This window comes from Streptococcus sp. 2022WUSS037 (assembly GCF_044427225.1).
In the GTDB taxonomy this organism is placed as follows: Bacteria; Bacillota; Bacilli; order Lactobacillales; family Streptococcaceae; genus Streptococcus.
Window position 1 is genome coordinate 61152 of record NZ_JAOTGJ010000003.1, and the last position, 25764, is coordinate 86915.

A 25764-nucleotide genomic window follows, 5' to 3' on the forward strand; every position below is an offset into this window, starting at 1 on the left:
AGAAACAGCTGTTAGTCCAGAATGGACACCAACTTCTACACCGGCTGGTACAGTTGAAGTCGTTGAAGAAGACGGCGTTCGTTACAACCGCCTATCTTCTGTGGAAGGCCAGGATAATTCAACAAATATTGGAACATTTGAAAATCCTGACTTAAAGATGAATGCAGACGGCAGAGCAGAGGTATCTTTGTCATTTGTAGAACGCTCTGAACCAGCACAGGCTCGCTTTGGTGTCTATCTTAACCATACTGATCAGAATAAGCATGTCTTAGTTGGTTATGATAAAGATGGTTGGTTCTGGGAGTACAAGTCACCGAGTGGGAGCATTTGGTACCAAGGTCAACGGGTACCAGCTCCTGAAAGAAATGTTCTCTATGATTTAAGTGTCAATTTAACACCTACTGGTGAGATTTCGGCATCCATTCTTTCGGATTCCATGACTGAGGCACAGGAATTGTTTGCAGCACAACAGATTCCAGAAGCGGCTTGGAATGAATTGAAAAATACCTTATCAGCTAAGTTAAAAGTTACTAGCCGTGACGCTGACCGTACAGTGGTAGATATTGTTGCTAAAAACCAAGAAGGAGTTTCTGAGACTGCTAGTCAGCCAACAACCCCTGCTACAACTGGTACAGGAACACCAACTACCCCGGCTACTCCAACCGCCCCAACAAGCCCAGCTACTCCAGCAACCCCAACTCCAGGAACGACTGATAATACAGCTCCTACGGCTATTGGTCCAGACTGGCGTCCAGCTTCAACCGTTCAAGGAACCGTTGGAGTTGTGGAAGTAAATGGTGTTCGTTACAATGCTCTTGCATCTACTACCTCTAATAATAACTCTGAGAATGTAGCCTTGTTTGTTAAGGAGGGCTTGACAGTAGATGCTACAGATAACGCTAACCTTGCTGTGACCTTTGTGGAAAATTCAGAGGCAGGTCATGGTCGTTTTGGTGTTTATTTGAAACATAGAGATGAACGTAACCATATCTTTGTCGGCTATGACAACGGCGGTTGGTTCTGGGAGTACAAGGTAAACGGTCAAGGTCATTATCTCAAAAATCGTAGTGTTCAAGCTCCAATCAAGGGAAGCACCAACCGTCTAGAGATTTCTTATAAATCAGACGGTCAATTAAATGCGACTGTCAATGGTCAAAACTTATTTGATACTTACACAGTTGGAACAGAAGTACGTCAAGCCTTGGCAAATGATAAACGCATCGCCTTGAAGTTAGGAACCTATGGTCAACAATTAACCAAGGTAAATGTAGTTGCGGACAACCAAGATGGCATGAAACCTGTTGAAACAACAGCAGAAGATGCAATTGCTTTGGATGATAGCAATGTTACTTATGAGACCCTTGCTTCAGATGTTCTGACTGCTAAGATTGACCGTGCCTTCCCACGTATCAAAGAATACACGATGCAGGGTGAGAAGGTCTATGGTCAAGTTAACCCAATTCGCACCCTGAAAATCAATGATTACGAAGTAACACCGACGGTTACCTTCAATAAGGTCAATGACAGAGTTGCGGAGTATGTCCTAGATGTTGTTGATGCAGCTAAGAAATTGAATGTTGCTATCAAGGTTAAGGTAGAGGTTGCTGGGAATGAGTTACATTTTGATGTGACAGAAGTGAACAACCGAAACCAAGTAACACCAAGTCAGACCATTGATGATGTAGCTAAATTGGTACAAAGCATTTCCTTTGCTAATAATAATTTGGTATCTGTTGCTAGCACACAATCAGGTGCTAAGTTTGACGGAGCTCGTATGTCTACCAACACCCACCAAACAGGTGACCGTCACGTAGATGTTCGAGACAATACACCAAGCTCTAGTGCAGGATTCATGTATGGTTTTGTTTCTACTGATAAGTTAGCTGCTGCAGTATGGAGCAATTCACAATATGGTACAGGCGGTGCAGATGACTTCACTCGTCTGACTGCAAACAGTGAACGCTACAGTCTAGATGGTGAAACAGGTGTTCATTATGGTATTGCCAGCTCACCTTGGCAGTGGCAAAAAGAACATAACCGTGTTGTTTATCCAGCCTATACTTTGGAATTACCAAGTGCTAAGGTTGTCTTTACAAAAGATGCCAACAAAGACAATGTAGTAGACTGGCAAGATGGTGCTATTGCCTACCGTCAAATTATGAACAATCCAAAAGGGCATGAATACGTACCAGAATTGGTAGCTTACCGTATTGCCATGAACTTTGGTTCACAAGCCCAAAACCCATTCTTGATGACTCTGGATGGTATCAAGAAGATTGCCCTTCATACAGACGGTCTCGGTCAAAGCGTCCTTCTTAAAGGATATGGTAGTGAAGGTCATGACTCTGGTCACTTGAACTACGCAGATATTGGTAACCGTATCGGTGGCACAGAAGACTTCAAGACCCTGATTGAAAAGTCACAACCATACGGTGCAAAATTAGGTATTCACGTTAACGCATCTGAAACCTATCCAGAATCTAAATACTTCTCTGAAGAAATTCTTCGTCGTCACGCCAATGGCGAGTACGTTTATGGTTGGAACTGGATTGACCAAGGTATCAACATTAGTGGTCACTATGATTTGGCTCACAATCGTTTGAAACGTTGGGAAGACTTGAAGAAAGAATTGGGCGACGGATTAGACTTTATTTACGTCGATGTATGGGGTAATGGTCAATCTGGTGGCGAAAATGCTTGGGAAACCCATATTCTCTCCAAGGAAATCAATATGCAGGGTTGGAGAAATGCCTTTGAATGGGGCTATGCAGGTGAATATGACTCGACCTTCCAACACTGGGCAGCAGACTTGACCTACGGAGGCTACCGTCTAAAAGGTATTAACAGTAACATTGTTCGCTTTATCCGAAACCACCAAAAAGATTCTTGGGTTGGTGATTTCCCAGCCTACGGTGGTGCAGCCAACTATCCACTTCTCGGTGGTTACAATATGAAAGACTTCGAGGGTTGGCAAGGTCGTAGCGATTACAATGGCTATATCACAAACCTCTTCGCAAATAACCTCATGACCAAGTATATCCAGCACTTCAAAGTAACAAGCTGGAAGAATGGTACACCAGTTACCATGACGGACCATGGTGAAACCTATAGATGGACACCTGAAATGGAAATTGGTCTAGAAGATGAAGATGGTAACAAACTCTTGCTCAGACGTAAGTCAAATGATGTGAGCAATGAAGGCTACCGCCAACGTACAGTAACCTTGAATGGTCGTACCATTCAAGACGGTAGTGCTTACCTCGTTCCATGGAATTGGGATGCGAATGGTCAAGACCTTGCAGCTAAAGACCATAAGATGTATTACTTCAATACCGCTGCCGGTGCGACAACTTGGACCCTTCCTTCAGATTGGACTGGAAACAAGGTTTACCTCTACAAACTAACCGAGCTTGGTAAAACAGATGTTCAAGAATTGACAGTAACAAATGGTCAAATTACGATTCAAGCTGATGCAAATGTGCCGTATGTTCTTTATAAATCTCCACAGACAAATCCAGAGATGTCATGGAGTGATGGCATGCACATCTATGACCAAGGTTTCAACTCAGGTAAGTTAGACCATTGGACAATTGAAGGCGATACTAGCAAGGCTACTTTGGTCAAATCCCAAGGTGCAAACGATATGCTCCGTATCCAAGGGAACACATCTAAGGTAAGTCTCAGCCAAAAACTGACAGGTTTGAAACCAAATACAAGCTATGCAGCGTATGTTGGGGTGGACAACCGTAGTACAGCAAAAGCTAGCATGGTAGTTCAGAAGTTTCAAACTATACCAATGAGTCTATTGCTCTTAACTACGTTAAAGCCTATGCTCATAACACATTGAGACAGAATGCGACAGTTGACAATACAAGTTACTTCCAAAACATGTATGTCTTCTTTACAACTGGAGACAATGTGGATAATGTACGTTTGACCCTATCTCGTGATGCCGATACTGCAGCAACTTATTTTGATGAAATTCGTGTCTTTGAAAATGATTCAACCATGTTTGCAGGTGGGCATAATACGGCTACAGGAACCTTCAAACAAAACTTTGAAAATGTTCCACAGGGTATTTTCCCATTTGTTATCGGTGGTATTGAAGGAGTTGAGGACAACCGTACTCACCTTGCAGAGAAGCACGCTCCGTATACTCAACGTGGCTGGAATGGTAAGAAGGTCGATGATGTTATTGAAGGCACATGGTCACTCAAGACAAATGGTCTGACCGCTCGCAATAAGATTGTTTACCAGACTATTCCGCAAAACTTCCGCTTTGAAGCTGGTAAGGCGTATCGTGTAAGCTTTGACTATGAAGCAGGTTCAAATGGTACCTATGCCTTTGCAATCGGTGAAGGTCGCTACAATGACAATGCTGGTAGCTTGACACTGAATCCATTGACTAATTCATGGGAAGATAGCACTAAGGCTAAGAAAGCAAGCTTTCTAGTAACAGGTGCAGAGTCAGGCAATACATGGGTTGGTATCTTCTCAACCCGTCGTGGTGGCGATACCAAGGGAGATACAAGCGGAAACGCAAACTTCCGTGGCTACAATGACTTTATGTTAGATAATCTGGTGATTGAAGAAGTTACCCTGACTGGTCACTTGTTGACAACGGATTACTATAACTTGAATACCCCAGTCTTGAATGAGAACTATACTCAAGCAAGTTTGGCTCCATACAAAGAGGCCTTGTTGGCGGTATCTGCTGCTCCTGAAACTATCAGTATTGAAGACGCTCGTACCTTGATTGCAGCTGCAAATACAGCCCGTCAAAATCTTCAAGTGAAGAAAACAGCAATCACCAATGAAGATATTGGTTTGGCTCAGGCCAATGCTCAAGAAGGTGAAGAATTGGCTAAAGCCTTCGATGGCAATCCGTCTACTATCTGGCACACACCATGGAATGGCCGCCATATCAATGAGCCAGCGACAGTGAACCTTCGTAGACCAGTGGATATTCAACGCTTTGAATACGTGCCAAGACAATCAGGTCGCAACGGTATCTTGAAAGCATTGACATTGGTGATTACGGATGATCAAAATGTGGAACATACCTTTACTGGTGCGGATTGGCCAGCAACAAGTGCTACTAAGACAATTGATTTTGGTAAGACAATCAAGGCTAAGAAGATTGTGATTACAGGTACTGCTTCATACGGTGACACTGCAGATCAATTTATGTCTGCTGGAGAATTCCGTTTCTTGACACCAGTTCAAGAAGAGGCAATTCTTGATAAAGCACCTTATGAAGCAGCACTTGCGGCTGCGCGTTCAGCAGGTAAGACAGCTCTTGTCAAAGAAGTTGAAGACTTTATGGCTTCTGTTGAGGCTGCAAATCTTTTGACAGCCAACATCTTAAATGCCACAGTTGCTCGCTTGAATGCTAGTGAAACACCAGCTAATCCAGGGAATACAACAGGCACTACTACTGAAACGCCTGAAAATCCAGACAATACAACCGAAACTCCGAAACCAGATACAGGCGAAAAACCAGTTGATGAACCAGTCAAACAAGATGAGGACATCGTAACTGCTAAAGGAGAAAGTACCAAAGCAGATCCTCTTCCATTGGGAGAACTACCACCTCTTGTAATTGCAAAAGGTGATAGTGTCAAAGCAGAACCATTGCCTGCTTTTGAAGGAGGTTTAGTTCCGAATACAGCTCCTACAGCAGAGGCTCTTCCAAGTATTGATCCAGCAAGCTTGGTAAAAGAAGCTGCTACTCCAAAACCAGCAAAAGCTACTTCAGCTACATTACCGCAAACAGGTGAAGAAACTGAACAAGGTCTGCTCCTAGCAGCTGGTTTAGTCGGTCTAATGGCTATGGCAGCTCGAAGAAGACGACCAGAATAGTCATTTCAGAATAGAATAACATTGCTTGTTCTCCAAATACATTAGAGGTAGGTCTCGGACCTGCCTCTTTTGTTTATTGAACCGTTTTTCAGTTAATACTCTTCGAAAATCAAAATCAGACGTTGTTGACTTGATTTGATGAACTTCAGTTCTATCTGCATCTGCGTCGCCTAGTCTGTTTTTGATTTTCATTGAGTATAATGTTCTCTTTATGAAAAAATTGGCTAGATAGGCTATAATATGTCTAGAAGGAAGCAGCAGAAAGGAGTAGCCATGTTAATTTTTCCGTTAATCAATGACTTATCTCGAAAAATTATTCATGTAGACATGGATGCTTTTTTTGCTGCCATTGAGGTCAGAGATAATCCAGATTTGAAAGGCAGACCTGTTATTATCGGGGCAGATCCGAGGTTGTCTGGCGGTCGGGGAGTTGTGTCTACCTGTAATTATGAGGCGCGTGCCTTTGGTATTCATTCGGCCATGTCTTCAAAAGAAGCCTATGAACGTTGTCCACAAGCTGTTTTTATTTCTGGCAATTATGAAAAATACCAGGAAGTTGGGCGGCAGGTTCGAGAAATTTTCCATCGCTATACGGACCTAGTGGAGCCCATATCCATTGATGAGGCCTATCTAGATGTGACGGAAAATAAGTTGGGAATCGGGTCAGCGGTCAAAATCGCAAAACTCATTCAATACGACATCTGGAATGAACTCCATTTGACAGCCTCTGCAGGTGTTTCTTACAATAAATTCCTAGCCAAAATTGCCTCGGATATGGAAAAGCCGCATGGTTTGACCTTGATTTTGCCTGAAGATGCTGTTGGAGTATTGGCTTCCCTGCCTGTGGACAAATTCCACGGTGTCGGTAAGAAAACGGTGGAACGTCTGCATGAGATGGGAGTTTTTACAGGGAAGGATTTGTTGGATGTGCCAGAGATGACCTTGATTGATACATTTGGTCGTTTTGGCTATGATTTGTATCGGAAGGCCAGGGGCATTTCAAATAGTCCAGTCAAACCTAACCGAGTGCGCAAGTCTATCGGAAAGGAAAGAACCTACCGTAAGCTCCTTTATCGTGATGAAGATGTGATGAAAGAACTAGTCAGTCTTTGTCAACGGGTCGCGGCTAGTTTAGCAAGAAATGAGAAAAAGGGCAGGACCATTGTCTTGAAGGTTCGTTATGGAGATTTTTCGACCTTGACAAAACGGCATAGCGTGGAGGATGCTACAAATCAAGTGGACGTGATTGAAAGAGAAGTTCGGCAACTATTTGAAGAGGTTGGGCAGGCTGAAAAAGGGATCCGCTTATTAGGGGTGACCGTTACCAATTTCATGGAAGGAGATAATCAAATTGCAAATATCGAGTAGATTTACCATTGCCAGTCACATTTTGGTCCTGCTGGCCTTGGAGGGAGACAAGGAAAAACAGACCAGCACCAGCATAGCAGGTAGTGTGGGTGTCAATCCTGTCATTATCCGCAATATTCTGGCTCAGCTCAAAGAGGCAGGCTTGGTTCAGGTGGCGCGTGGGGTTGGTGGAGCACGCTTGGCACAGGCTCCGGACCAGATTACTCTCCTTCATGTTTATCAGGCTGTAGAGTTGTTTGGAGAAAAAGGCCAACTCTTCGGCTTTCATGAGCAGCCCAATCCAAACTGTCAGGTAGGCCGAAATATTCATCCCCTACTAGATAGCCGTTTGGAAAATGCCCAGTCTGCTTTGGAAAGAGAGTTGGGACAAACGACCATTGCTGATTTATTGACAGAATTGTAGCCATATTTCAAGAAAAATCATCTTTGTGGTGATTTTTTTAATTTTTTAAGTTGTAACTCTTGACATTACAACGCAATAAAGTTATACTGCATATTGTAAACAAAAGTATTACAACAAAATAAGTGAGGTATACAATATGAAATTAGCAATTATCGCAGCCAACGGTCAAGCAGGTCAAGCTATTGCCAAGGAAGCAGTAGAGCGTGGTCATCAGGTGACGGCTATTGTTCGTTCTGAAAACAAGAGTGCGGCCCAAGAAGTAATCCAAAAAGACGCTTTGGATTTGACCAAGGAAGACTTGGCGGGATTTGATGTAGTAGTCAATGCCTTTGGTGCTTGGACGCCAGAAACCTTGCCAGGTCACAGTCGATTGGCTGAACATCTGGCAACCATTCTTGCTGATAGCCCAACTCGTCTCTTGGTGGTTGGTGGTGCAGGCAGTCTTTATTTAGACGAGAGCCAGACAGTTATGCTGAAAGATACACCAGATTTCCCTGCGGAATACCTACCAATCGCTGAGGCTATGGGTGCTGGTCTAGACCTCTATCGTCAGGCGACAGCTATCAACTGGACCTATATCAGCCCTGCAGCCGATTTTGATGCAGAAGGCTCAAAGACAGGTGCCTACACTATTGCTGGCGAGGTTTTCCAAGTCAATACCCAAGGTGAAAGCTATATTAGTTATGCCGACTATGCTGTGGCTTTGGTTGACATTGCTGAAAAAGGTGGTTACCAGCAGGAACGAATTTCCGTATTTGCATAAAAAATTAAATGGTTTAAAAGATAGTTCCGTCTTGGAATTATCTTTTTATTTTTCTTTATATATAGTATAATAATATAAACAAACGCCAAAAAGGAGACCAACATGATTCACTTGATTTGTCCCAATCCAGCCCTAGATCGCACCTTGCTTGTGGAGAAGATTGAAAAGAACATCCCCCTCCGTCCGACGGAGGTCAGGGATTACCCAGGAGGAAAGAGCTTCAATGTAGCCTATGCCCTGCATGAAAATGGCGTGACCGACTATACCATTCATACCATTTTGGGTGGGCAGATTGGTCGCTACATCCAAGACCTCAATGTCCAAAAGGGAAATCATTTACAGGTGGTTGAAAATGACCAGAATACTCGAACCTGCAATATCTATGTGGAAACTAGTACAGGTGATGTGGTGCTCTTCTATGAAAAAGGCTTTGAACTGACAGAGGATCTGCTCAATCAATTCACCCAGCAGATTGAAAAGAGCCTGCAGTCTGGCGACATCCTAGTCTTTTCAGGTAGTCTTATGAAGGGCATGCCTGACGACTATATCCAGCAGTTTATTGAAAAATACCCAGAGGTTCTGACCATAGTGGACACCAGTGGACCAGCTTTACGTGCTGCTTATCAAGCTCGCCCAGCCCTGATTAAAATCAATAACGAAGAACTCAAGGACATCTATCCAGAACTAGATGAGGAAAGTCCCGAGGATATTTTGCGGATATTAAAAGAAGTCACACCGCATGAAAATATCATCATTACCATGGGAGGCAAGGGTAGTCTGGCAAAAATTGGGCAACGGTTTTTCCGTATCCAGTCGCCAAAGAAAGAAACCCGAAATCCCATTGCAGCTGGAGATTTCTATCTAGGCTTGTTGGTCAAGGGCATCAGCCAAGGGCAAGAACCCGAAATCTTCTTGAAAGAAGCGGCAGCCTTTGCGACAGCCAACTGTCTCAACTATTTCCCAGAAGTCCAGTCCGAGCAGTTTAATGATATGTTTGAAAAAGTTAGGTTGGAAGAGTTATAACATCGGTAAGGGAGCATCAATGCCCTACATGTTAGAATGCATATATAGATGTGTAAAATTCTATATCAGCAAAACTTAGAAAAGCAGATGTTCGGTAGAGCATGTTTTTAAAATTAACCGATTATCATATTGACAAAGATGACTATATAGGTTAATATAAACATATACGAAACCGTTTACAAAATTGGTTGTCCTACCAAAAGTCTTTAGAAATAGAAAGGAAATTAGGATGAAAAAATTACTGAAGTTTTTAGCGATTGCTTTTGTAGGTTTGTTTCTGGTAGCTTGTGGAAAAGCGACAGAAAATTCCAGCAGCGGTTCTGATTCAGGATCAGGAAAAACTTACGAAGTCGGTGTTGCTATTTACAAATTCGACGATAACTTCATGACCTTGTATCGTGAAGAATTAGATGCCTATTTCAAACAATTGAGTGAAAAAACTGGCAACAAATATGTTTTGGATATTCAAGACGGTAAGCAAGACCAAGCTACCCAAACAGAGCAAATCAATACCTTTATTGCACAAGGTAAAGATGTGATTCTTGCTAACCTCGTTGACCCAACAGCTGCAGGTTCCATCATCAACTCAGCTAAATCAGCAGATATTCCAGTTGTTTTCATCAACCGTGAACCAGAAGTTGCGGAATTGGAAATCTGGCCAGGTAAAACAACTTACGTTGGTGCGGATGCTACCCAATCAGGTACCTTCCAAGGCGAAATCATCGCTGCAACTGAAAGCAAAGGTGACATCAACGGTGACGGTAAAGTACAATACATTACCCTTTTTGGTGACCCAGCAAACGTTGATGCTCAACAACGTACTACTTACTCTGTAAAAGCACTTGACGATGCAGGTATCAAACGTGAAGCCTTGGCTGAACCATATCTTGCAAACTGGGATACAGCAAAAGGTCAAGAAGTGACAGCAGCAGCTTTGGAACAATTTGGTGACAAATTGGAAGTTGTCTTTGCAAACAACGACGGTATGGCAGTTGGTGCGGTAACAGCTATCAAGGCTGCAGGTCGTACAGTTGGAAAAGACATCTTGGTTGTCGGTGTAGACGCTATTCCAGATGCTATGGAACTGCTTGCTAAAGGTGAATTGACTGGTACAGTATTGAACGACCACTTCAACCAATCTCACACAGCAGCAAACGTTGCAGTTGAATTGATGGAAGGTAAAGAAGTTTCACCTTACTACTGGGTTGACTATGTAAAAGTTACAAAAGAAGCTGACTCAGAATTGAAAGAAGCAGAAGCTAAGAAAGAAACAATCGAAGAAATCAAAAAACGTTACGCAGAACGTGAAAAAGAGTAGTCATCCATTATAGTCAAACGAAGTCCCCTTCGGATGACGAATGAGTAATCCATTTTGAAAAACGATGAGTGCGTTCTCACTATCTATGATTCCCTTGAAAAATGGTGATTGTACGTATAGTGAGAACTTATTTTTTTGGAAAGAGAGCTGGGAGAATGAGTGAATATATTTTAGAAATGAAACATATTACCAAGACATTTCCAGGTGTTAAGGCCTTGGACGATGTAACCTTCAAACTTCGTCCAGGAACTGTTCATGCTCTGATGGGGGAGAATGGAGCCGGTAAATCCACCCTCATGAAGTGTTTGTTTGGAATTTACCATCGGGACCAAGGAACCATTGTCTTTGATGGCAAGGAAGTAGACTTCAAAGATTCCAAGGAGGCAATTGATGCAGGTGTGTCCATGATCCACCAAGAGCTACAACCCATCCGCATGATGACTATTGCAGAAAATGTCTTTTTGGGAAATTACCCTCTTGGGAAATTTAATCTAGTCGATCATGCCAAGATGAACCAGGATACCAAGGTCCTCTTGGAAGAGGTGGGACTCTATGTTGACCCTCGTACCTTGCTGGATGCCTTGACCGTATCCCAAATGCAGTCAGTGGAGATTGCCAAGGCCATTTCCCACAATGCCAAGGTAGTCATCATGGATGAGCCAACTTCCTCACTGACCAGCTCAGAAGTGGAAAAATTATTTGAAATCATCGCTCAATTAAAGGCGAAAAACATTGGTATCATCTACATTTCCCATAAAATGGACGAAATTCTTCGCATCTCAGATGACATCACCGTCATGCGTGATGGTCAGTACGTTGGTACCTGGCCGGCAGCAGAAATGACCACTGCCAAAATCATTCAGGCTATGGTAGGGCGGGAACTGACCAGTCTCTTCCCTGAGAAAACCAACAAGGTTGAAGATGAGATTGTTCTTCGTCTGGAAGGCATGACATCGCCCAATCATCTTTCCTTTAAACAGGCTAGTTTTGAACTGAAAAAAGGCGAAGTCCTAGGAATTGGCGGCTTGGTTGGTGCCCAGCGGACGGAATTGATGGAAGCCCTATATGGCATTCGTGCTCTTAAACAAGGGAAAATTTTCATCAAGGGCAAGGAAGTGAAAATCAAAAATCCTGCGGCAGCCATTGCCAATAAGATTGCCCTAGTGACAGAAGATCGACGCTATAATGGTATCTTTGGTGTTCTTTCTGTATCGGATAATGCCTCGGTGGCTTCTTTGAATCAATATCTCGGTGCATTTGGCCTCTTAGATGATCAGAAAATCAAAAAAGTGGTGGACCACAATGTGGAACGCCTGCGTGTAAAAACACCGACCACCAAAACCCATATCGAAAGTCTTTCAGGAGGGAACCAACAAAAGGTTATTCTGGCACGCTGGTTGGCCAATGATCCAGACATTCTAATCTTGGATGAGCCAACGCGAGGAATTGACGTTGGTGCCAAGTATGAGATTTACCAAATCATTAACAATCTAGCTGCTGAGGGCAAATCCATTATCATGATTACCTCTGAAATGTCAGAATTACTGGGTGTTTCAGACCGGATCATGGTCATGTGTGAGGGACGGATTTCTGGTTTCTTGGACAAGGAAGAAGCCACTCAGGAATCTGTCATGGAGCTAGCTACCAAATTTATGACTGGCAATCAAGGAGGAGATGACAATGCCTAAACTAGCGACAAAAGCCAATCAAAACTTTCATCTAGGAGAGTTCTTGACCAAGAACTCCATGTATATCGTAGTTGCGGCTATGATTTTATATACTGGTTTGACCCAGGATAATTTCTTTACTCTTGGAAATGCGGCCAATATCATGGCCAATACCTCTGTGCGTTTTATCATTGCCTTGGGTGTCTCAGGCTGCTTGATCATTCGTGGTACAGACCTATCCGCAGGTCGGATTGTGGGCTTGACAGCCATTATCACAGCAACCTTGGTGCAACGACCAGACTTTGCTCAAAAATTCTTCCCAGACCTACCAGACATGCCGATTTTTGTGCCTCTCTTGGCAGCCCTAGCTGTTGGTGCCCTTCTCGGCTTGCTTAATGGTGCGATCATTTCCTTCCTCAGCGTGCCACCATTCTTGGCAACCTTGGGAACCCAGATTATGACCTATGGTTTTGTCCTTATCTATTCCCAATCCAAACCAATCGGTACCTTTAAGGATGAATTTGTGGCCATCGGTCAAGGTAAATTGTTCGGTGTTATTCCCTATATCACCATCATTGCAGCCCTAGTTGGTCTGGCCATGTGGGTGCTTTATAACAAAACCCGCTATGGTAAATACATGTATGCCATCGGTGGCAATGAGAATGCCGCAGAAGTTTCCGGTGTCAATGTCCGCCTTTCTAAAATCAAGATTTTCCTCTTGGCAGGTTTGCTCTACGGTCTAGCTGGTTTCCTTTTATCTGCTAAAACAGGTTCAGCTGGTGCGGGTGCTGGTATGGGCTATGAGCTGGATGCCATTGCCTCTGCGACCATCGGTGGTGTATCGACTGCCGGCGGTCAAGGTACTGTACCTGGTATTCTCCTTGGGGTTTTCGTCTTTGAATTGCTCAAAGTCTGCTTGACTTACTTGGGAGTAACGCCAGATATGACCAACGTGATCCAAGGTATCGTCATCGTTGTAGCTGTAGCACTCGATATTCGTAAGACGCTGGTTAAGAAATAGAGATGACTACTAGTCAGACAAGAAATAAAAATGTTCTATAAGTCTATCTTATAGTAAAGAAAGTTATAAGATATTGTTATATAAAATTGACCGAAATCACTTGAAATGGTAGATATATGTTTATATAATGACGATGTAATTATTGAGTGGAATTGAGCAACAAATCATCTTTGTTGAGTCAATTTTGCTCAGTAGTCGACGGTTGTATGTGGAGATTGAATTCATGTACTGAATTTTTGATTATAGAAAAGGAAGGTGACATTATGTCAACAAAGAAAACATATCTTTTGAGAAAAAACTAAATTGGTTTGGTCTCATTGGCAGCTCTTGCTCTAGTAGGCTCTACTGTATCAGCTAATGAAATTGGTGTGGCAACAGCACATGGTACAGGTGTGACTGCACCTGCCCTGAATGAAAATGGTCTCTACTTCAAGAATATACCTACAGAAGCACCAACAGCAGAAGCACTTCCAGAAGTACGAATCGGTGGTAAAGATGGCGAGTTCTATCTATATGCTAAAGGTGAAGGTGCGACTGTAGAACTTCCAACAATCGACCCAGCAACACTTGTAGCTGCACCAGCTGTAGCCCCTAAAGTAGAAGTTCCTAAAGCAGAAGCAGCTGCTCCTAAAGCTGCGTCTTCTAAAGCGACTGGAGTTTCATCTGCAAAACTTCCAGAAACTGGTGAAGCTTCTACAGCAGTTTACTTTGCGACTGCCCTAGGTCTTCTTGGTGCGGCAGCAATGCTTGTTAAAAAACAAGAAAACTAATATCTATTACCTAACTAATCTCGAAGCAAGGAGGTACTCTCCTTGTTTTTCTTATTGATTTACAGTGGATTGAATTAGGAAAAGGACAGACCTGGGTTATAGTGTCAGTAACCCATTCCTAAAATAACTTTAGGATTCTCAAATTAATGAGCTTAAACAGGTTCTATTTCTAGTTCATTTCGCTATAAAAAACGAAGGAAACAAGCAACTATCATATGATAAGCTTGTTTCCTTCGTTTTGTGTATTTGACATAGGGGCTGATCGTTCTGCTTATTCTACCTTCTCCAAGGTCACATATACATGTGGATCTGATACTAGGTCGTAAACAGCTTCTACAGATGGATCAAAGGGATTTCCCTACATAATGACCTTGTACTGTCCATCCTCTAGGATAAATCCTGGTGCAATTCTTCCTCCTAATCCAGTCATTCCAGGGAGAAGAGCCGAATATTCCCCCTCTGCCCCGCGGATGAGGTAGTGGTTTGGAGCATATTCAACTAGATCTGTAACTCGAGCTGTGTAGGTGTGGATGAGGTGTTCCTCTTCCTCATCTTCACTTTGACGAAAATCTTCGTAAGTAGTAAAGGTACCGTCTGCGCTGATAGTGACCTCAACATAACGGGCTTGTTGGCTACTTCCTTGCCATTTTCCAACTAGGTCAGCGGGGATAGTTGGGGCTGGTAAGGTTAATAGCTGAGTGTGTGTTGTTTCGGTGCTTAGAATGCTTTCTTCAGCTTGAGAGCTCTGTGTTTCTTGGCTTTGTTGACTATCCTCTGCCGATGAACTTGTTTCGGTAGGAGTTTTTTTTGCACTAGAAGCTTGAGAGGTGCTAGTCTGCTTAGCATTTGATTGACTTGTTTTGCTGGCAGATGTCTCTGATTTATTTTCTTGCGTTTTTGATGTGCAAGCTGTTAAAAGGCAGGTTACAGAAAGCAATAATACTGAGTAGTTGAATATCTTTTTCATTTGAATGACCTCCGTTTATAAATAGAGTATAGCAAATAAAAAACGGCCTGCCAACACATTTTTGTAACATTTGTAATGTATTTGTGACAAAAGAAATCTTTTTGTCACTTAATCTTGAAAAATTCTTCAATATCTGCCTGGTCAATACCAATCATGGGGGCGATGGTTAGCAGGTTGTCCACAGTCAGAATATATTCTCTGGGCTGTGCACTTGTTTTTTCTGGCTGGTCTTGGTCAAGAAGGGAGAGTTGTTGGCTGTTTTCTTTGACTACTTTAACCTGTTCTTTTCTGTCTGGCTGTGTAGGTGGCTGGGTTGGCTTGGCTGTGGCTGTTTTGCTTTCGTCGTTTTTAGTCAGGCTTTCCTTGCTGTCCTGCTCTGCTATTTCCCCTTGGAAACGTGGGACCAGATAGGTTTTTCGGACGGTTCCGGCGTTTTTGACGGCGTAGTCGAAGGCGGAGATTTCGCCTAGGAGGATGAGCTTGCTCTTGGAGCGGGTGATGGCGGTGTAGACCAGGTTGCGCTGGAGCATGCGGTGGCTGGTACGGGTGATGGGCAGGATGACCACCTGAAACTCGCTACCTTGAGACTTGTGGATGGACATGGCATAGGCCAGGGTAATCTTGTACCATTCGTTACGGGGATAGGTGACCTCGCTACCGTCGAAGTTGATGGTAATCTCGTCCTGCTTGGAGTCGGTGTACTTGGCAGGCAGGAGGTCGGTAATATAGCCCAAGTCGCCATTGAAGACATTGGCTTCGGCGTCGTTGACTAGATGAATGACCCGGTCGCCTTGGCGGAAGGCTTGCTCGTTATGGAGGAATTCTAACTCTCCCTCTTCCAGTGGATTGAGCAGGGCCTGGGTCATGGTGTTGAGCTGGTCGATGCCTGCGGCACCACGGTACATGGGAGCGAGAATTTGTACCTCGTTTGCAGGAATGCCCGACTTGATGGCTGCGCCGACAATGCGCTCAATCAGGGCAGGAATTTGTTCATTCTGAGCTTCAAAATAGGAGCGGTCAGCCTTTTTCTCACGAAAATCGCTCGGCAGGGCACCTTGGCGAATCTGGCTGGCTAGAGTAACAATGGTCGAATCATCGGATTGGCGGTAAATACGTTCTAGAGTAATGCTCGGCAGCTTATCAATTTTTAAGAGGTCAGCTAGGACTTGACCGGGGCTGACAGAAGGTAATTGCTCGGCATCGCCGACAATCAGAACCTGGGTTTGGGATGAGATGTTTTGGAAGAGTTGATTGGCCAACCAAGTGTCGACCATAGAAAACTCATCCACGATGATGAAGTCGGCCTCGAGGTAATCATCTCGGTAGGATTCTTCCTGTCCTTCTACCAGACCGAGATGGCGGTGGATGGTGGCAGAAGGCAGCCCTGTCAATTCATTCATCCGTCTGGCTGCTCGTCCAGTTGGAGCAGCTAGGAGGACAGGGCATTCCTCTCGGTTGCGTGTCAAATCAATCTTATGCAAGATGGCATAGACTGCGATAATACCGTTGATAACCGTTGTTTTTCCAGTCCCTGGTCCGCCTGTCAGAATGAAAAGCGGATTGGTAATGGCTTGGACAATGGCTTCTTTTTGAATGTCATCGTAGGTCAGGGAGGACATGGTTTCCAGCTCTGCTATGGCAGCCTCGACGTCTGCGCGTGGGAAGGGTTTGAAACCATTTTTTCCCATCAGGCGGGTCAGGTTTTTATGGATACCATGTTCGGCAAAGTAGAGGCTGTTATCAAAAATCTTTGTGCCTTCTTGCTGTACCTTGTCGTCTGCAATCAGTCCTGTCAACTCGTGGGCAACTGCGGCAGGATCCAGCTCAGTATGGCGGGATTTTTCCAGCAGTTCAAGGGTTGCTTCCAGCAAGTCTCTTGCCTCCACATAGGTATCGCCTGTTTCCATGGAGCGATGAATGAGGCTAAAGAGCATGCCAGCTCGGAAACGTTGGGGAGAGTCACTGGCAATGCCCAAATTTTCTGCGATTCTATCGGCAATGGTAAAGCCAAGTCCCTGTACATCTTCAACTAGCTGATAGGGATTCTCTTCAATAATTTGAAGTGTTTTTTCTTTATATTGGTCTTGGATTTGAAAGGCTAGCTTGTTTGGAATGCCATACTCGGCTAGTTTTGCCAAAATCAGCTCGGTGCCATAATTGAGGCGGAGTTTCTCCACAAATGCCTGCATGTTCTTGCTGGATAGACCTGTAATTTGGGTTAGTTTTTCAGGTTCAGCTAAAATCTTATCAATGGTATCTTCGCCATAGAGCTCAACGATTTTTTCAGCTGTTTTTCGTCCAATTCCCTTGAAATGGTCGCTGGAGAAATACTTAACCAGACCAGCTGAGGTAGGCTTGCTACGTTCGTAGCGAGAAATTTGCAGCTGCTGACCATACTTGGGATGGGTGACCAGATTGCCATAGAAACGATAGTCTTCTCCTTCAATGACATCGGCAATCGTTCCGGTCACAATAATTTCGTAGTCATCATAGTCTGCATCTGTCTCCTCGATTTCAAGGAGGAGGATTTTATAAAAATTGCTAGGATTTTCAAAAATAATCCGGTCAATAGTACCGGTAACATACACTTCGTTCATAGAGTATTTTCCTATAAATAATGAAAAAAGAAGTTTGGAACAGTCAGCTCCAAACTTGTTTGTGTTAATTGACAGTTCCAATACGATTGAATGGCCACATCCGGAAGACGACTTCTCCCTTGATTTTCTCTCGTGAGAAGGTTCCTACACTACGACTATCTAGTGAGACAAGGCGGTCATCTCCCATCAGGTAGTATTGTCCTTCTGGGACTGTCACGGTAAAGTCTACGTAACCATTGGCATCTTGTGTGAAAGCTTCAGCAGATTGGGCCACAGCTTGGAATTGTTTGTTGTAAGAATAGACTTCTTGAAGTTTATCTTTCTGGAATGCAGCTAGATATTCATCTAAGTAAGGCTCGTCCACTTTTTGGTCGTTAACATAGAGGACATCGTTTTCGTAGCGAATGGTGTCACCAGGCATACCAATCACACGTTTGACAATCAGTTTTTCCTTGCCATCGCTGTCTGTTTCGCTGGCTACAACAATATCAAAGCGGTCGATAGAGGTCGTTTTTAGCATGATGAGTTTTTCTTGGTGTTGAAGCGTTGGGTCCATGGAATGGCCATCGACAGAGACAGGATTCCAGATAAAGTAACGACTGGCAAAAAAAGCTGCCATAAACAGTAAAAAGATGCCCCATTCAGCTAAGAAGGCGACTAGTGGTGAGCGTTTTGTTTTTTGGATTGCTCCCATATTTTTTCCTCATTTCATTAATTTTTGTGCTTTTTGCGTATTTGCAAAGTGGAGTTTGGCAGTTTGGTTGAGTCCTGCCATGCCATATTGTTTTAAGATGCTTGCTGCGACTTGGTCGGATTTACTGCCCGCACCAGACGGCAGATTCATCCCAACTAGTTGACCAAGCTGGACAAGATTTTCTAAAAACATAGCTCTAGCGATAATAGAAGATACTGCCACAGCCAGATATTTGCCCTCAGCCTTTTCTTCCAGAGTGACGGGGTTGGCAAATTGGTTGGCTTCCTTCTTCAAGTACTTTTGATAATTTTGACTGGAAGTGAAGGCATCAATGACAATCTTCTCAGGCTGGACACCCTTTTGCAAGAGTAGGAAAATAGCCTGATTGTGTAGGGCGACCTTGACAGACACCGCATTGTAGCCTTGCTCGATGACCTCGTTGTATTTTTTCGGAGACAATAGCAGAGCTTGGTGGGGGATTTTTTCTTTTAAGAGAGGGGCGATTTGGCAGATTTTTTGGTCTGTCATTTTCTTGGAATCATCCACACCAAGCGACTTGAGAAAGGCATGGTCTTCTGGGCGGACAAAACTAGCAACGACTGCCAAACCTCCAAAATAAGACCCGTTTCCAACCTCATCTGTACCAATCATGGGTAGGTTTTGACCAGGTATGGTCGTCTTTCCAGACTTTTCTGGCTCATAGCCCCAGAGCCCTGCTTCCTGCTCTGCCATTTCCCCCTGAAAAACGACTTTTCCAGAAGTGTAGATGGACAGGCTGGCACCGGTCAGTTTGAAAAATGCTTCGATGTAAGGATTTTTGCTGGTCTGCCGATAGCGGTCATAGTGAGCCATCATGGCTTGTTTTTGCTGGGCAGATGCCTTTAGAACAACGGTATTCATGTTCTTATTGTAACACAAATGCTAGTTAGAGTGTGCAGAAAAGGGTGGAATTTACTATAATGGTAGAAGAAAGTGAGGTACACTATGGAAGTGCAAATGAAGTATAAATGGGCGACTCTGGGAACAGGTGTCATCGCCAATGAACTCGTTCAGGCCTTGCAGGCTATGGGTGGAAATCTTTATTCGGTGGCCAACCGTACCTATGACAAGGGTGTGGAATTTGCGCAAAAATATGGCATTGAGAAAGTTTATGAAGAAATCGATGAAGTATTTGAGGATCCTGAAGTGGATATTATCTATATTTCTACACCTCACAATACCCATATCAATTATTTGAGAAAGGCCTTGAAGGCTGGAAAGCATGTCCTCTGTGAAAAGTCTATTACGCTTAATTCAGAAGAATTAGCAGAAGCCATTCAACTGGCGGAGGAAAAACAGGTCATCCTGGCAGAAGCCATGACCATTTTCCACATGCCAATCTATCGTCAGTTGAGCGAAGTTGTTGCCAGTGGCAAGCTGGGTGCCTTGAAGATGATTCAGATGAACTTTGGCAGCTACAAGGAATACGACATGACCAACCGCTTTTTCAGTAAGAACTTAGCAGGCGGTGCCCTCTTGGATATTGGTGTCTACGCCCTGTCCTTTGTCCGTTGGTTTATGACGGAAAAGCCTGGCCAGATCTTGTCCCAGGTCAAATTGGCTCCGACAGGTGTGGACGAGCAGGTAGGGATTTTGCTCAGTAATGATGCAGGGGAAATGGCGACCATCGCCTTGACCCTCCATGCCAAACAGCCAAAACGTGGAACGATTGCCTACGATAAAGGCTACATCGAACTCTACGAGTATCCTCGTGGTCAGAAGGCAGTCATTACCTATACTGAAGACGGCAGTCAAGAAGTAATCGAAGCGGGCGAGACAGCCAAGGCCCTTTCTTATGAAGTGGCGGATATGGAAAAAGCTGTCGCGGGTATCGAAAATACCATGCACCTAGCCTATACCCAAGATGTCATGGAGATTATGACCCAACTCCGTAAAGAATGGGGCTTGGTTTATCCTGAAGAAATGTAGGGTTTTGACTAATCCGAAAATAGAAATGAGAGTGAGTTAGTAGCCAATTGTTGGATTACTGCCTTACTCTTATTTTTTACTTATACTCTTCGAAAATCCAGACGTTGTTGACTTGATTTGGTGAACGTTAGTTCTACCTGCATCTGCGTCTCCAAATCTGTTTTTGATTTTCATTGAGTATTATCTAATAATATGACAGTCAGATGACATTTATATTGATTGTGTGACAGAAAAGTCCTAAGATTACATAGTGGAGACAGTTTATTTAAAAGAACGATTGAAGGCTTGTTTTTCAGATTTAATTTAGGTAAGATAGAACCATCTCAAAAATAAAGAAGGAATAAGATTATGAAACGTAAGAGAACAAATAAACCCCAACATATGCGTCGCAAGAGAAAAACACCCATCATGAAAAACAATAAGAAGATGTTATACACATCTTCATTGGCGCTTTCCCTCTTTAGTACAGGGATGATTTCGACAAATGTTTTAGCCCTCGAATGGGCTCCACGAACTGTCAATGAAATTAGTCCAGAAATTGTTCAAGAAAATGGTCGAATGACATACACTGTTAAATACGGTGATACACTATCTGCCATTGCTTCTGCCATGAATATTGATATTGATACCTTGGCACAAATCAATCAAATTGCAGATATCAATCTTATTTTCCCTGATACTGTTTTGACAACGACTGTTGACCAAAACAATCAAGTAACACAGGTTGAAATTGAAGCTCCTGTTCAGGGAAATTCAACTGAGACTGTACAAGCTACTGTTGATTTAACTACGAACCAAGTCACTGTTGATCAATCAGTTACACAATTGGATCAAGTGCCAACTATCTCTGAGCAAACAGTTGTAGAAGCGCCAGTAGCACAACCTACAGTAGAAACTACAGTGGCAGCAGAAGCTCAAGCGGCAGCAGAAGCTCAAGCGGCAGCAGAAGCTCAAGCGGCAGCAGAAGCTCAAGCGGCAGCAGAAGCTCAAGCAGCAGCGGAAGCTCAAGCAGCAGCGGAAGCTCAAGCGGCAGCGGATACCCAAGCGGCAGCGGAAGCTCAAGCAGCAGCGGAAGCTCAAGCTACATCAACTACAACAAGTTCAAGTACTTCTTCATCAAGTACAAGTTCATATGATGTTGGACTACAACCGCAAGTAGCAGCCTTCCGAGCAGAAGTAGCTAGTGCATTTGGCATTACATCCTTCTCAGGTTATCGTGCGGGGGATTCTGGAGATCACGGTAAAGGATTGGCAATTGACTTTATGGTTCCTGAAAGCTCTGCTTTAGGTGATCAAGTCGCTGCCTACGCAGTAGCCAATATCTCATCAAAAAATATCAGCTATATCATTTGGAAACAACGTTTCTATGCACCTTATGCGAGCATTTATGGTCCAGCATACACTTGGAACTTGATGCCAGACCGTGGAAGTGTGACAGAAAACCACTATGATCACGTACACGTGTCATTTAATCAATAGAATAAAAAAGCCAAACTCATATCATGAGCTTGGCTTTTTTTAGTAAATATGAATTCAAAATAAGTAGAATGGTTGCCATAGTCGAATGATGAGCTTCCAGGTAAGTAACCGATCTGAAAGTTGCTAGAATAGCCTAGAGGATAGTCTAGGTTTGAAAAAAACATGCGACGAAAGGCGCTTTTGTAAAGCACGGCAAGCCGTAAGTGATGATGTATCAAAGATAATTCAAGTAGCTTCATATTTGCAACAACCTACCTCCAGAACTTATCATAGCCCTTCTTGTCTTCCATGTTAAAGGCGATGATGTTGCGGAGTAGGTCCCAGTTGACCTCTTGGTCTTCCTTGATTTTGAAGAGGTTAGAAGTAGCTTCGTAGCCAGCTTCCTGGATGTCCTCGGCAAAGGTGTTCATTGTAACCGTTTCAGGTGCAACGGAAATGTGGCTCTTGGCAGCGGAAAAACCGATGATAAAGGTCCCATCCATGATAAACATGGGCTGGTTCCACTTGATTTCAGTCGTTAGACTTGGAAATTCCTGCTGGATTTGGGTGAAAATTTCCTCGAGCTTGTCCTTCAAGATAGGATTTTTGACCTTGTTTAAAAATTCTTGAAGCATGGGTCTTTCCTTTCTAGTTTTTTTACAGTATAACATAAAATAGTATAGAAACAATCAGCTTGCTTTTTTTCGATGAGCAATCATACTAAGAAGAATGACGACGAGATAAGCTAGACTTGCAATTGGAGAAACGTCAACTCCGTATTCACCTCCGAACAGGCTGGATTGATTGTCAAAAAGAAAGATGGAAGTGAAGAGATTCCAAAGAGAATGGACTAGGATACTGGATAGAATGCTTCCGGTTTGTAGGGTAGCGAGTGAAAATAAACTTCCAACTAAGGTGCCAGCAATGAGCAATTGTAGGGCGGTGAGTGGGCTAACGGCTCCATTTAATAGGTGAACAAGTCCGAAAAATACGGACGGTCCCAAAATAGCGACTTTTCTTGAAAAAGCTTGTTCTAGTAGCTGCATCATGATACCACGGAAACACATCTCTTCTACAATTGGAGCAGCGATAGCACCCATTAAGATAGATGTGATTAAATCGTCCGTCAAAGTCACTTTTCCACCTAGTAAATATAATACGAGCAAAACAGTTAGTGGGAGAAAGATGGCAGTAGCTATCCAAAATTGACTTGGTTTAGCGATAGTCATCCGAAATTGTATTAGGTTCATTCCTAACCGACGAGACAGCCATTTGGCAAATAAATAATACAAGAAGATGTAGAGCCCCGCCATGAGGATGGTCGTCAGCAAGTTGCTTCCAAACAGAAATTGTGGAAGGAAAGCAATTAGGCCACTGGTCATCATGCCCCAAAATGCAAGTGCACAGAGTCCGATACTTCTTAGTTTAGTGAGAGATTTCATTTGGTTGACCTCCGATTTTTGTGGTAAGTTCAGACGCGAGAGCAAGGATAGTGTCGTTGATAATAGGGCAGCTCATGCTTTCAAACATCTCTTTTAAAAACAGAATTTTCCGCAAAAATACATCGGGACTTAGTTCCGTGATCCGTAGACCGATAATGAGGTTGAGATAGACAACCAGAAGCTCGGCAATTTCTTCAGGAAAATCAGTTGGAATACTTCCGTCAATCATACCTTGTTTCACCACTTCTTGAAATTTAGGAATGAGCAGTGTGTAGGATAGTTGGTATTGTTGAGCTAAAATACTAGGGCTTTTTAGGGTGATTTGTGATGCCTGCAGGAAGGATAGTTTTTCAACATCAGAAAGCGAGGTCATGAGAGCATATTGGATTTTCTCAAGTGCACAATTTCCTGGCCACTCTTTTGATAATAAATTCTCATCAGCATCTCCAATCAGTGCATCCAGAATGGCTCCTTTGGAGGAGAAATGGTGATACACAACTCCCTTGGTCATGCCACCTAGCTGAGAGATAATGTCAGTAAGACTGGTCTGGTCATAGCCTTTTTCTAAAAATAATGCTCTTGCGACATCGAGGATGAGCTGTCTGCTTTCTTCAGGATATTTGTTTTTTGTCATTCCGTCCCCCCTCTCTTGCATACCGCCGGTATGTAAGAGTATATCAAAAAATTCCCTACTTTACAATAGGGAATGAACAGTGATTATTTCACCAAAATCGCCAGTGCCTGATAAGGCTTGAGGGTGATTTTTTTACCTAACTTGTTGTCAGGGTAGTTGCTGATAAGGACTTGGCCGCGGGCGTAGTCGTCTGCCAGGTCGAGCTCAACCTCTTCTGCGAAGAAATTGTTGAGGACTAGCAGTTTTTCACCGTTCAGCAAGCGTTCAAAGGCGTAGACTTTCTGGCTATCCTTGTAGGCTGCCTTGTAATCCCCTTCTGAGATGAGGGGGAGTTCTTTTCGGAGTCGAATCAACTCTTGATAGAAGGTAAAGATTGGACCTGTTTTTTCCTGCTCAACGTTAATCGTTTGGTAGGATTTGCCAGCCTTCAGCCAAGGGGTGCCTGTTGAGAAGCCTGCATTGTCAGAAGCGTCCCATTGCATCGGGGTGCGGGAATTGTCACGGGACTTGGCCTGGATAATCTTGAGGGCCTGCTCAGGCGTGTGACCTTGGTCCAAGAGCATCTGGTAGGCATTGATAGACTCCACATCGACATAGTCGTCCATGCTATCATAGTCGGGGTCAATCATACCGATTTCTTCGCCCATGTAGATGTAAGGAGTACCGCGTGACAGGTGGATAGAGGCAGCCAGCATAGTTGCTCCTTCGTTTCGGAAATTCTCCACATCAACAAAGCGGTTGAGGGCACGAGGCTGGTCGTGGTTGTTGTAAAATAGAGCATTCCAGCCATTTCCGACTGACATCTCCTCGCCCCAAGTGTGAAAGAGGCGTTTGAGTTCCTCAAAGTCAAAGTCCATAATGGTCCATTTTTGACCGTCCTTGTAATCCACTTTCAAGTGGTGGAAGTTGAAGGCCATGGACAACTCTTCCCGCTCAGGAGCCGTGTAGAGAATGCAGTTTTCAATGGTCGTGGCAGACATTTCCCCAACGGTCATGAAGCCTTTTTCTGCTCCAAAAGTGGCGTTGTTCATCATCTTGAGGTAATCGTGGGTGATTGGGCGGTCGGTGTAAGCAGGCTTGCCATCATTGATTGGGCAGTCTTCGAGGACTTCGTCCTTACCAATCAGGTTGATAACGTCGAAGCGGAAGCCCTTGACACCCTTGTCTTTCCAGAAGTTGACCACCTTGAAGAGTTCTTCACGGACATGTGGATTTCGCCAGTTGAGGTCGGCTTGGGTCACGTCAAAGAGATGGAGGTAGTATTTCCCGGTGTCGCCAAAGGGAGCCCAGGCATTGCCACCAAATTTAGACACCCAGTCAGTTGGCTGGTCACGCAGGATAAAGAAATCTTGGTAGTATTCGTCGCCAGCCAGGGCTTTTTGGAACCATTCATGCTCCGTTGAGCAGTGATTGAGGACCATGTCTAGCATGAATTCAATACCTAGCTCTTTACCGACGGCCACCATTTCTTCAAAGTCAGCCATGGTGCCAAAATCAGGATTGACGGCTGTATAGTCTGAAATGTCATAGCCGTTGTCCCGTTGAGGACTTGGGTAGAAGGGATTGAGCCAAATCATATCAATGCCTAGCTCTTTTAGATATGGAAGTTTTTCAATAATCCCACGCAGGTCACCGACACCGTTTCCAGTTGTATCCTTGTAAGATTTTGGGTAGATTTGATAAACAACCTTTCGTTTGTCTATTGTCATTTTGCTCTCTCTTTCTTAATTTTTTCCTTCTTGCATAAGCAATGATAGGGAGTGGGAAAGAACTCGACTAAGTCAAAAAGAGTTCGTCTTCCCACCCCCG

At 43.8% G+C, this 25764-nt stretch carries 18 protein-coding genes and 1 pseudogene; 11 read left to right on the forward strand and 8 right to left on the reverse strand.

The genetic code is table 11. The features are described from left to right. Positions 1-16: 16 nt before the first annotated feature. The 9 genes and pseudogenes from ODU55_RS02495 to ODU55_RS02535 form a co-directional block, all read left to right on the forward strand. Positions 17-5862 (forward strand): annotated as a pseudogene (locus ODU55_RS02495) (endo-alpha-N-acetylgalactosaminidase family protein); the annotation flags it as partial. 273 nt (positions 5863-6135) lie between these two features. Further along, a complete protein-coding gene (dinB, locus tag ODU55_RS02500) occupies positions 6136-7230 on the forward strand; it encodes a DNA polymerase IV (protein ID WP_398581751.1) in 1095 nt (364 codons plus the stop codon). Continuing rightward, on the forward strand, positions 7214-7633 hold the full coding sequence (locus tag ODU55_RS02505) for an Rrf2 family transcriptional regulator (protein WP_398581753.1): 420 nt from the start codon (positions 7214-7216) through the stop codon (positions 7631-7633). Before dinB ends, ODU55_RS02505 begins: the two co-directional genes overlap by 17 nt. Positions 7634-7769: 136 nt before the next feature. Next, entirely contained in the window at positions 7770-8396 is a 627-nt protein-coding gene (locus ODU55_RS02510) for an NAD(P)-dependent oxidoreductase (protein ID WP_398581755.1), read from the forward strand. Between the two features lie 102 nt (positions 8397-8498). Beyond that, positions 8499-9419 carry a 1-phosphofructokinase family hexose kinase gene (locus tag ODU55_RS02515; RefSeq protein ID WP_398581756.1) on the forward strand — a complete coding sequence of 307 codons (921 nt, stop codon included), beginning with the start codon at positions 8499-8501 and terminating at the stop codon, positions 9417-9419. Between the two features lie 229 nt (positions 9420-9648). After that, positions 9649-10737 carry a galactose ABC transporter substrate-binding protein gene (locus ODU55_RS02520; RefSeq protein ID WP_398581757.1) on the forward strand — a complete coding sequence of 363 codons (1089 nt, stop codon included), beginning with the start codon at positions 9649-9651 and terminating at the stop codon, positions 10735-10737. Between the two features lie 155 nt (positions 10738-10892). Continuing rightward, the gene (locus tag ODU55_RS02525) at positions 10893-12425 is read left to right on the forward strand and encodes a sugar ABC transporter ATP-binding protein (RefSeq protein ID WP_105108113.1); all 1533 of its coding nucleotides are present in this window, start codon (positions 10893-10895) and stop codon (positions 12423-12425) included. After that, the gene (locus tag ODU55_RS02530; protein WP_105109912.1) at positions 12418-13425 is read left to right on the forward strand and encodes a beta-methylgalactoside transporter; all 1008 of its coding nucleotides are present in this window, start codon (positions 12418-12420) and stop codon (positions 13423-13425) included. Before ODU55_RS02525 ends, ODU55_RS02530 begins: the two co-directional genes overlap by 8 nt. A 308-nt stretch (positions 13426-13733) precedes the next feature. Then, complete coding sequence (locus tag ODU55_RS02535; protein ID WP_398581758.1) at positions 13734-14195, forward strand: LPXTG cell wall anchor domain-containing protein; 462 nt, start codon at positions 13734-13736, stop codon at positions 14193-14195. Between the two features lie 358 nt (positions 14196-14553). On the opposite strand, the gene ODU55_RS02540 is transcribed toward ODU55_RS02535, so the two are convergent. The 4 genes from ODU55_RS02540 to rnhC all read right to left on the reverse strand — a co-directional run bounded on the left by ODU55_RS02540 (position 14554) and on the right by rnhC (position 19353). Beyond that, positions 14554-15162 carry a hypothetical protein gene (locus ODU55_RS02540; RefSeq protein WP_398581759.1) on the reverse strand — a complete coding sequence of 203 codons (609 nt, stop codon included), beginning with the start codon at positions 15160-15162 and terminating at the stop codon, positions 14554-14556. A gap of 104 nt (positions 15163-15266) precedes the next feature. Continuing rightward, positions 15267-17759, reverse strand: a complete 2493-nt coding sequence (locus ODU55_RS02545) for an ATP-dependent RecD-like DNA helicase (protein ID WP_398581760.1) — start codon at positions 17757-17759, stop codon at positions 15267-15269. A gap of 64 nt (positions 17760-17823) precedes the next feature. Next, positions 17824-18453: a signal peptidase I gene (lepB, locus tag ODU55_RS02550; RefSeq protein ID WP_398581761.1), complete on the reverse strand. Its 630-nt coding sequence runs from the start codon at positions 18451-18453 to the stop codon at positions 17824-17826. Between the two features lie 9 nt (positions 18454-18462). Next, a complete protein-coding gene (rnhC, locus tag ODU55_RS02555) occupies positions 18463-19353 on the reverse strand; it encodes a ribonuclease HIII (RefSeq protein ID WP_398581762.1) in 891 nt (296 codons plus the stop codon). Positions 19354-19437: 84 nt separating this feature from the next. Between rnhC and ODU55_RS02560 the strand changes: the two genes are divergently transcribed. Both ODU55_RS02560 and ODU55_RS02565 read left to right on the forward strand, forming a co-directional pair. Further along, positions 19438-20421: a Gfo/Idh/MocA family protein gene (locus tag ODU55_RS02560; RefSeq protein WP_398581763.1), complete on the forward strand. Its 984-nt coding sequence runs from the start codon at positions 19438-19440 to the stop codon at positions 20419-20421. Between the two features lie 348 nt (positions 20422-20769). Continuing rightward, complete coding sequence (locus ODU55_RS02565) at positions 20770-21900, forward strand: LysM peptidoglycan-binding domain-containing protein (protein WP_398581764.1); 1131 nt, start codon at positions 20770-20772, stop codon at positions 21898-21900. A 251-nt stretch (positions 21901-22151) separates the two neighbouring features. On the opposite strand, the gene ODU55_RS02570 is transcribed toward ODU55_RS02565, so the two are convergent. From ODU55_RS02570 to treC, 4 genes are all read right to left on the reverse strand, one after another. Next, on the reverse strand, positions 22152-22514 hold the full coding sequence (locus ODU55_RS02570; RefSeq protein ID WP_398581765.1) for an iron chaperone: 363 nt from the start codon (positions 22512-22514) through the stop codon (positions 22152-22154). A gap of 54 nt (positions 22515-22568) precedes the next feature. Continuing rightward, positions 22569-23321: a lysostaphin resistance A-like protein gene (locus tag ODU55_RS02575; protein WP_398581766.1), complete on the reverse strand. Its 753-nt coding sequence runs from the start codon at positions 23319-23321 to the stop codon at positions 22569-22571. Further along, complete coding sequence (locus tag ODU55_RS02580; RefSeq protein WP_398581767.1) at positions 23305-23955, reverse strand: TetR/AcrR family transcriptional regulator; 651 nt, start codon at positions 23953-23955, stop codon at positions 23305-23307. The genes ODU55_RS02575 and ODU55_RS02580 overlap by 17 nt, the downstream gene beginning before the upstream one ends. 83 nt (positions 23956-24038) lie before the next feature. Beyond that, a complete protein-coding gene (treC, locus tag ODU55_RS02585) occupies positions 24039-25664 on the reverse strand; it encodes an alpha,alpha-phosphotrehalase (RefSeq protein ID WP_398581768.1) in 1626 nt (541 codons plus the stop codon). Positions 25665-25764 lie beyond the last annotated feature (100 nt).

Excerpts from the sequence above, each read along its gene's own strand:
- ODU55_RS02530 (WP_105109912.1), top strand. The coding sequence starts at position 12,418 with ATGCCTAAACTAGCGACAAAAGCCAATCAAAACTTTCATCTAGGAGAG.
- ODU55_RS02520 (WP_398581757.1), top strand. The coding sequence starts at position 9,649 with ATGAAAAAATTACTGAAGTTTTTAGCGATTGCTTTTGTAGGTTTGTTT.
- ODU55_RS02540 (WP_398581759.1), bottom strand. The coding sequence starts at position 15,162 with ATGAAAAAGATATTCAACTACTCAGTATTATTGCTTTCTGTAACCTGC.
- ODU55_RS02575 (WP_398581766.1), bottom strand. The coding sequence starts at position 23,321 with ATGAAATCTCTCACTAAACTAAGAAGTATCGGACTCTGTGCACTTGCA.
- ODU55_RS02545 (WP_398581760.1), bottom strand. The coding sequence starts at position 17,759 with ATGAACGAAGTGTATGTTACCGGTACTATTGACCGGATTATTTTTGAA.
- ODU55_RS02580 (WP_398581767.1), bottom strand. The coding sequence starts at position 23,955 with ATGACAAAAAACAAATATCCTGAAGAAAGCAGACAGCTCATCCTCGAT.
- treC (WP_398581768.1), bottom strand. The coding sequence starts at position 25,664 with ATGACAATAGACAAACGAAAGGTTGTTTATCAAATCTACCCAAAATCT.
- ODU55_RS02525 (WP_105108113.1), top strand. The coding sequence starts at position 10,893 with ATGAGTGAATATATTTTAGAAATGAAACATATTACCAAGACATTTCCA.
- lepB (WP_398581761.1), bottom strand. The coding sequence starts at position 18,453 with ATGGGAGCAATCCAAAAAACAAAACGCTCACCACTAGTCGCCTTCTTA.
- ODU55_RS02565 (WP_398581764.1), top strand. The coding sequence starts at position 20,770 with ATGAAACGTAAGAGAACAAATAAACCCCAACATATGCGTCGCAAGAGA.
- ODU55_RS02510 (WP_398581755.1), top strand. The coding sequence starts at position 7,770 with ATGAAATTAGCAATTATCGCAGCCAACGGTCAAGCAGGTCAAGCTATT.
- ODU55_RS02570 (WP_398581765.1), bottom strand. The coding sequence starts at position 22,514 with ATGCTTCAAGAATTTTTAAACAAGGTCAAAAATCCTATCTTGAAGGAC.
- ODU55_RS02560 (WP_398581763.1), top strand. The coding sequence starts at position 19,438 with ATGGAAGTGCAAATGAAGTATAAATGGGCGACTCTGGGAACAGGTGTC.
- dinB (WP_398581751.1), top strand. The coding sequence starts at position 6,136 with ATGTTAATTTTTCCGTTAATCAATGACTTATCTCGAAAAATTATTCAT.
- rnhC (WP_398581762.1), bottom strand. The coding sequence starts at position 19,353 with ATGAATACCGTTGTTCTAAAGGCATCTGCCCAGCAAAAACAAGCCATG.
- ODU55_RS02515 (WP_398581756.1), top strand. The coding sequence starts at position 8,499 with ATGATTCACTTGATTTGTCCCAATCCAGCCCTAGATCGCACCTTGCTT.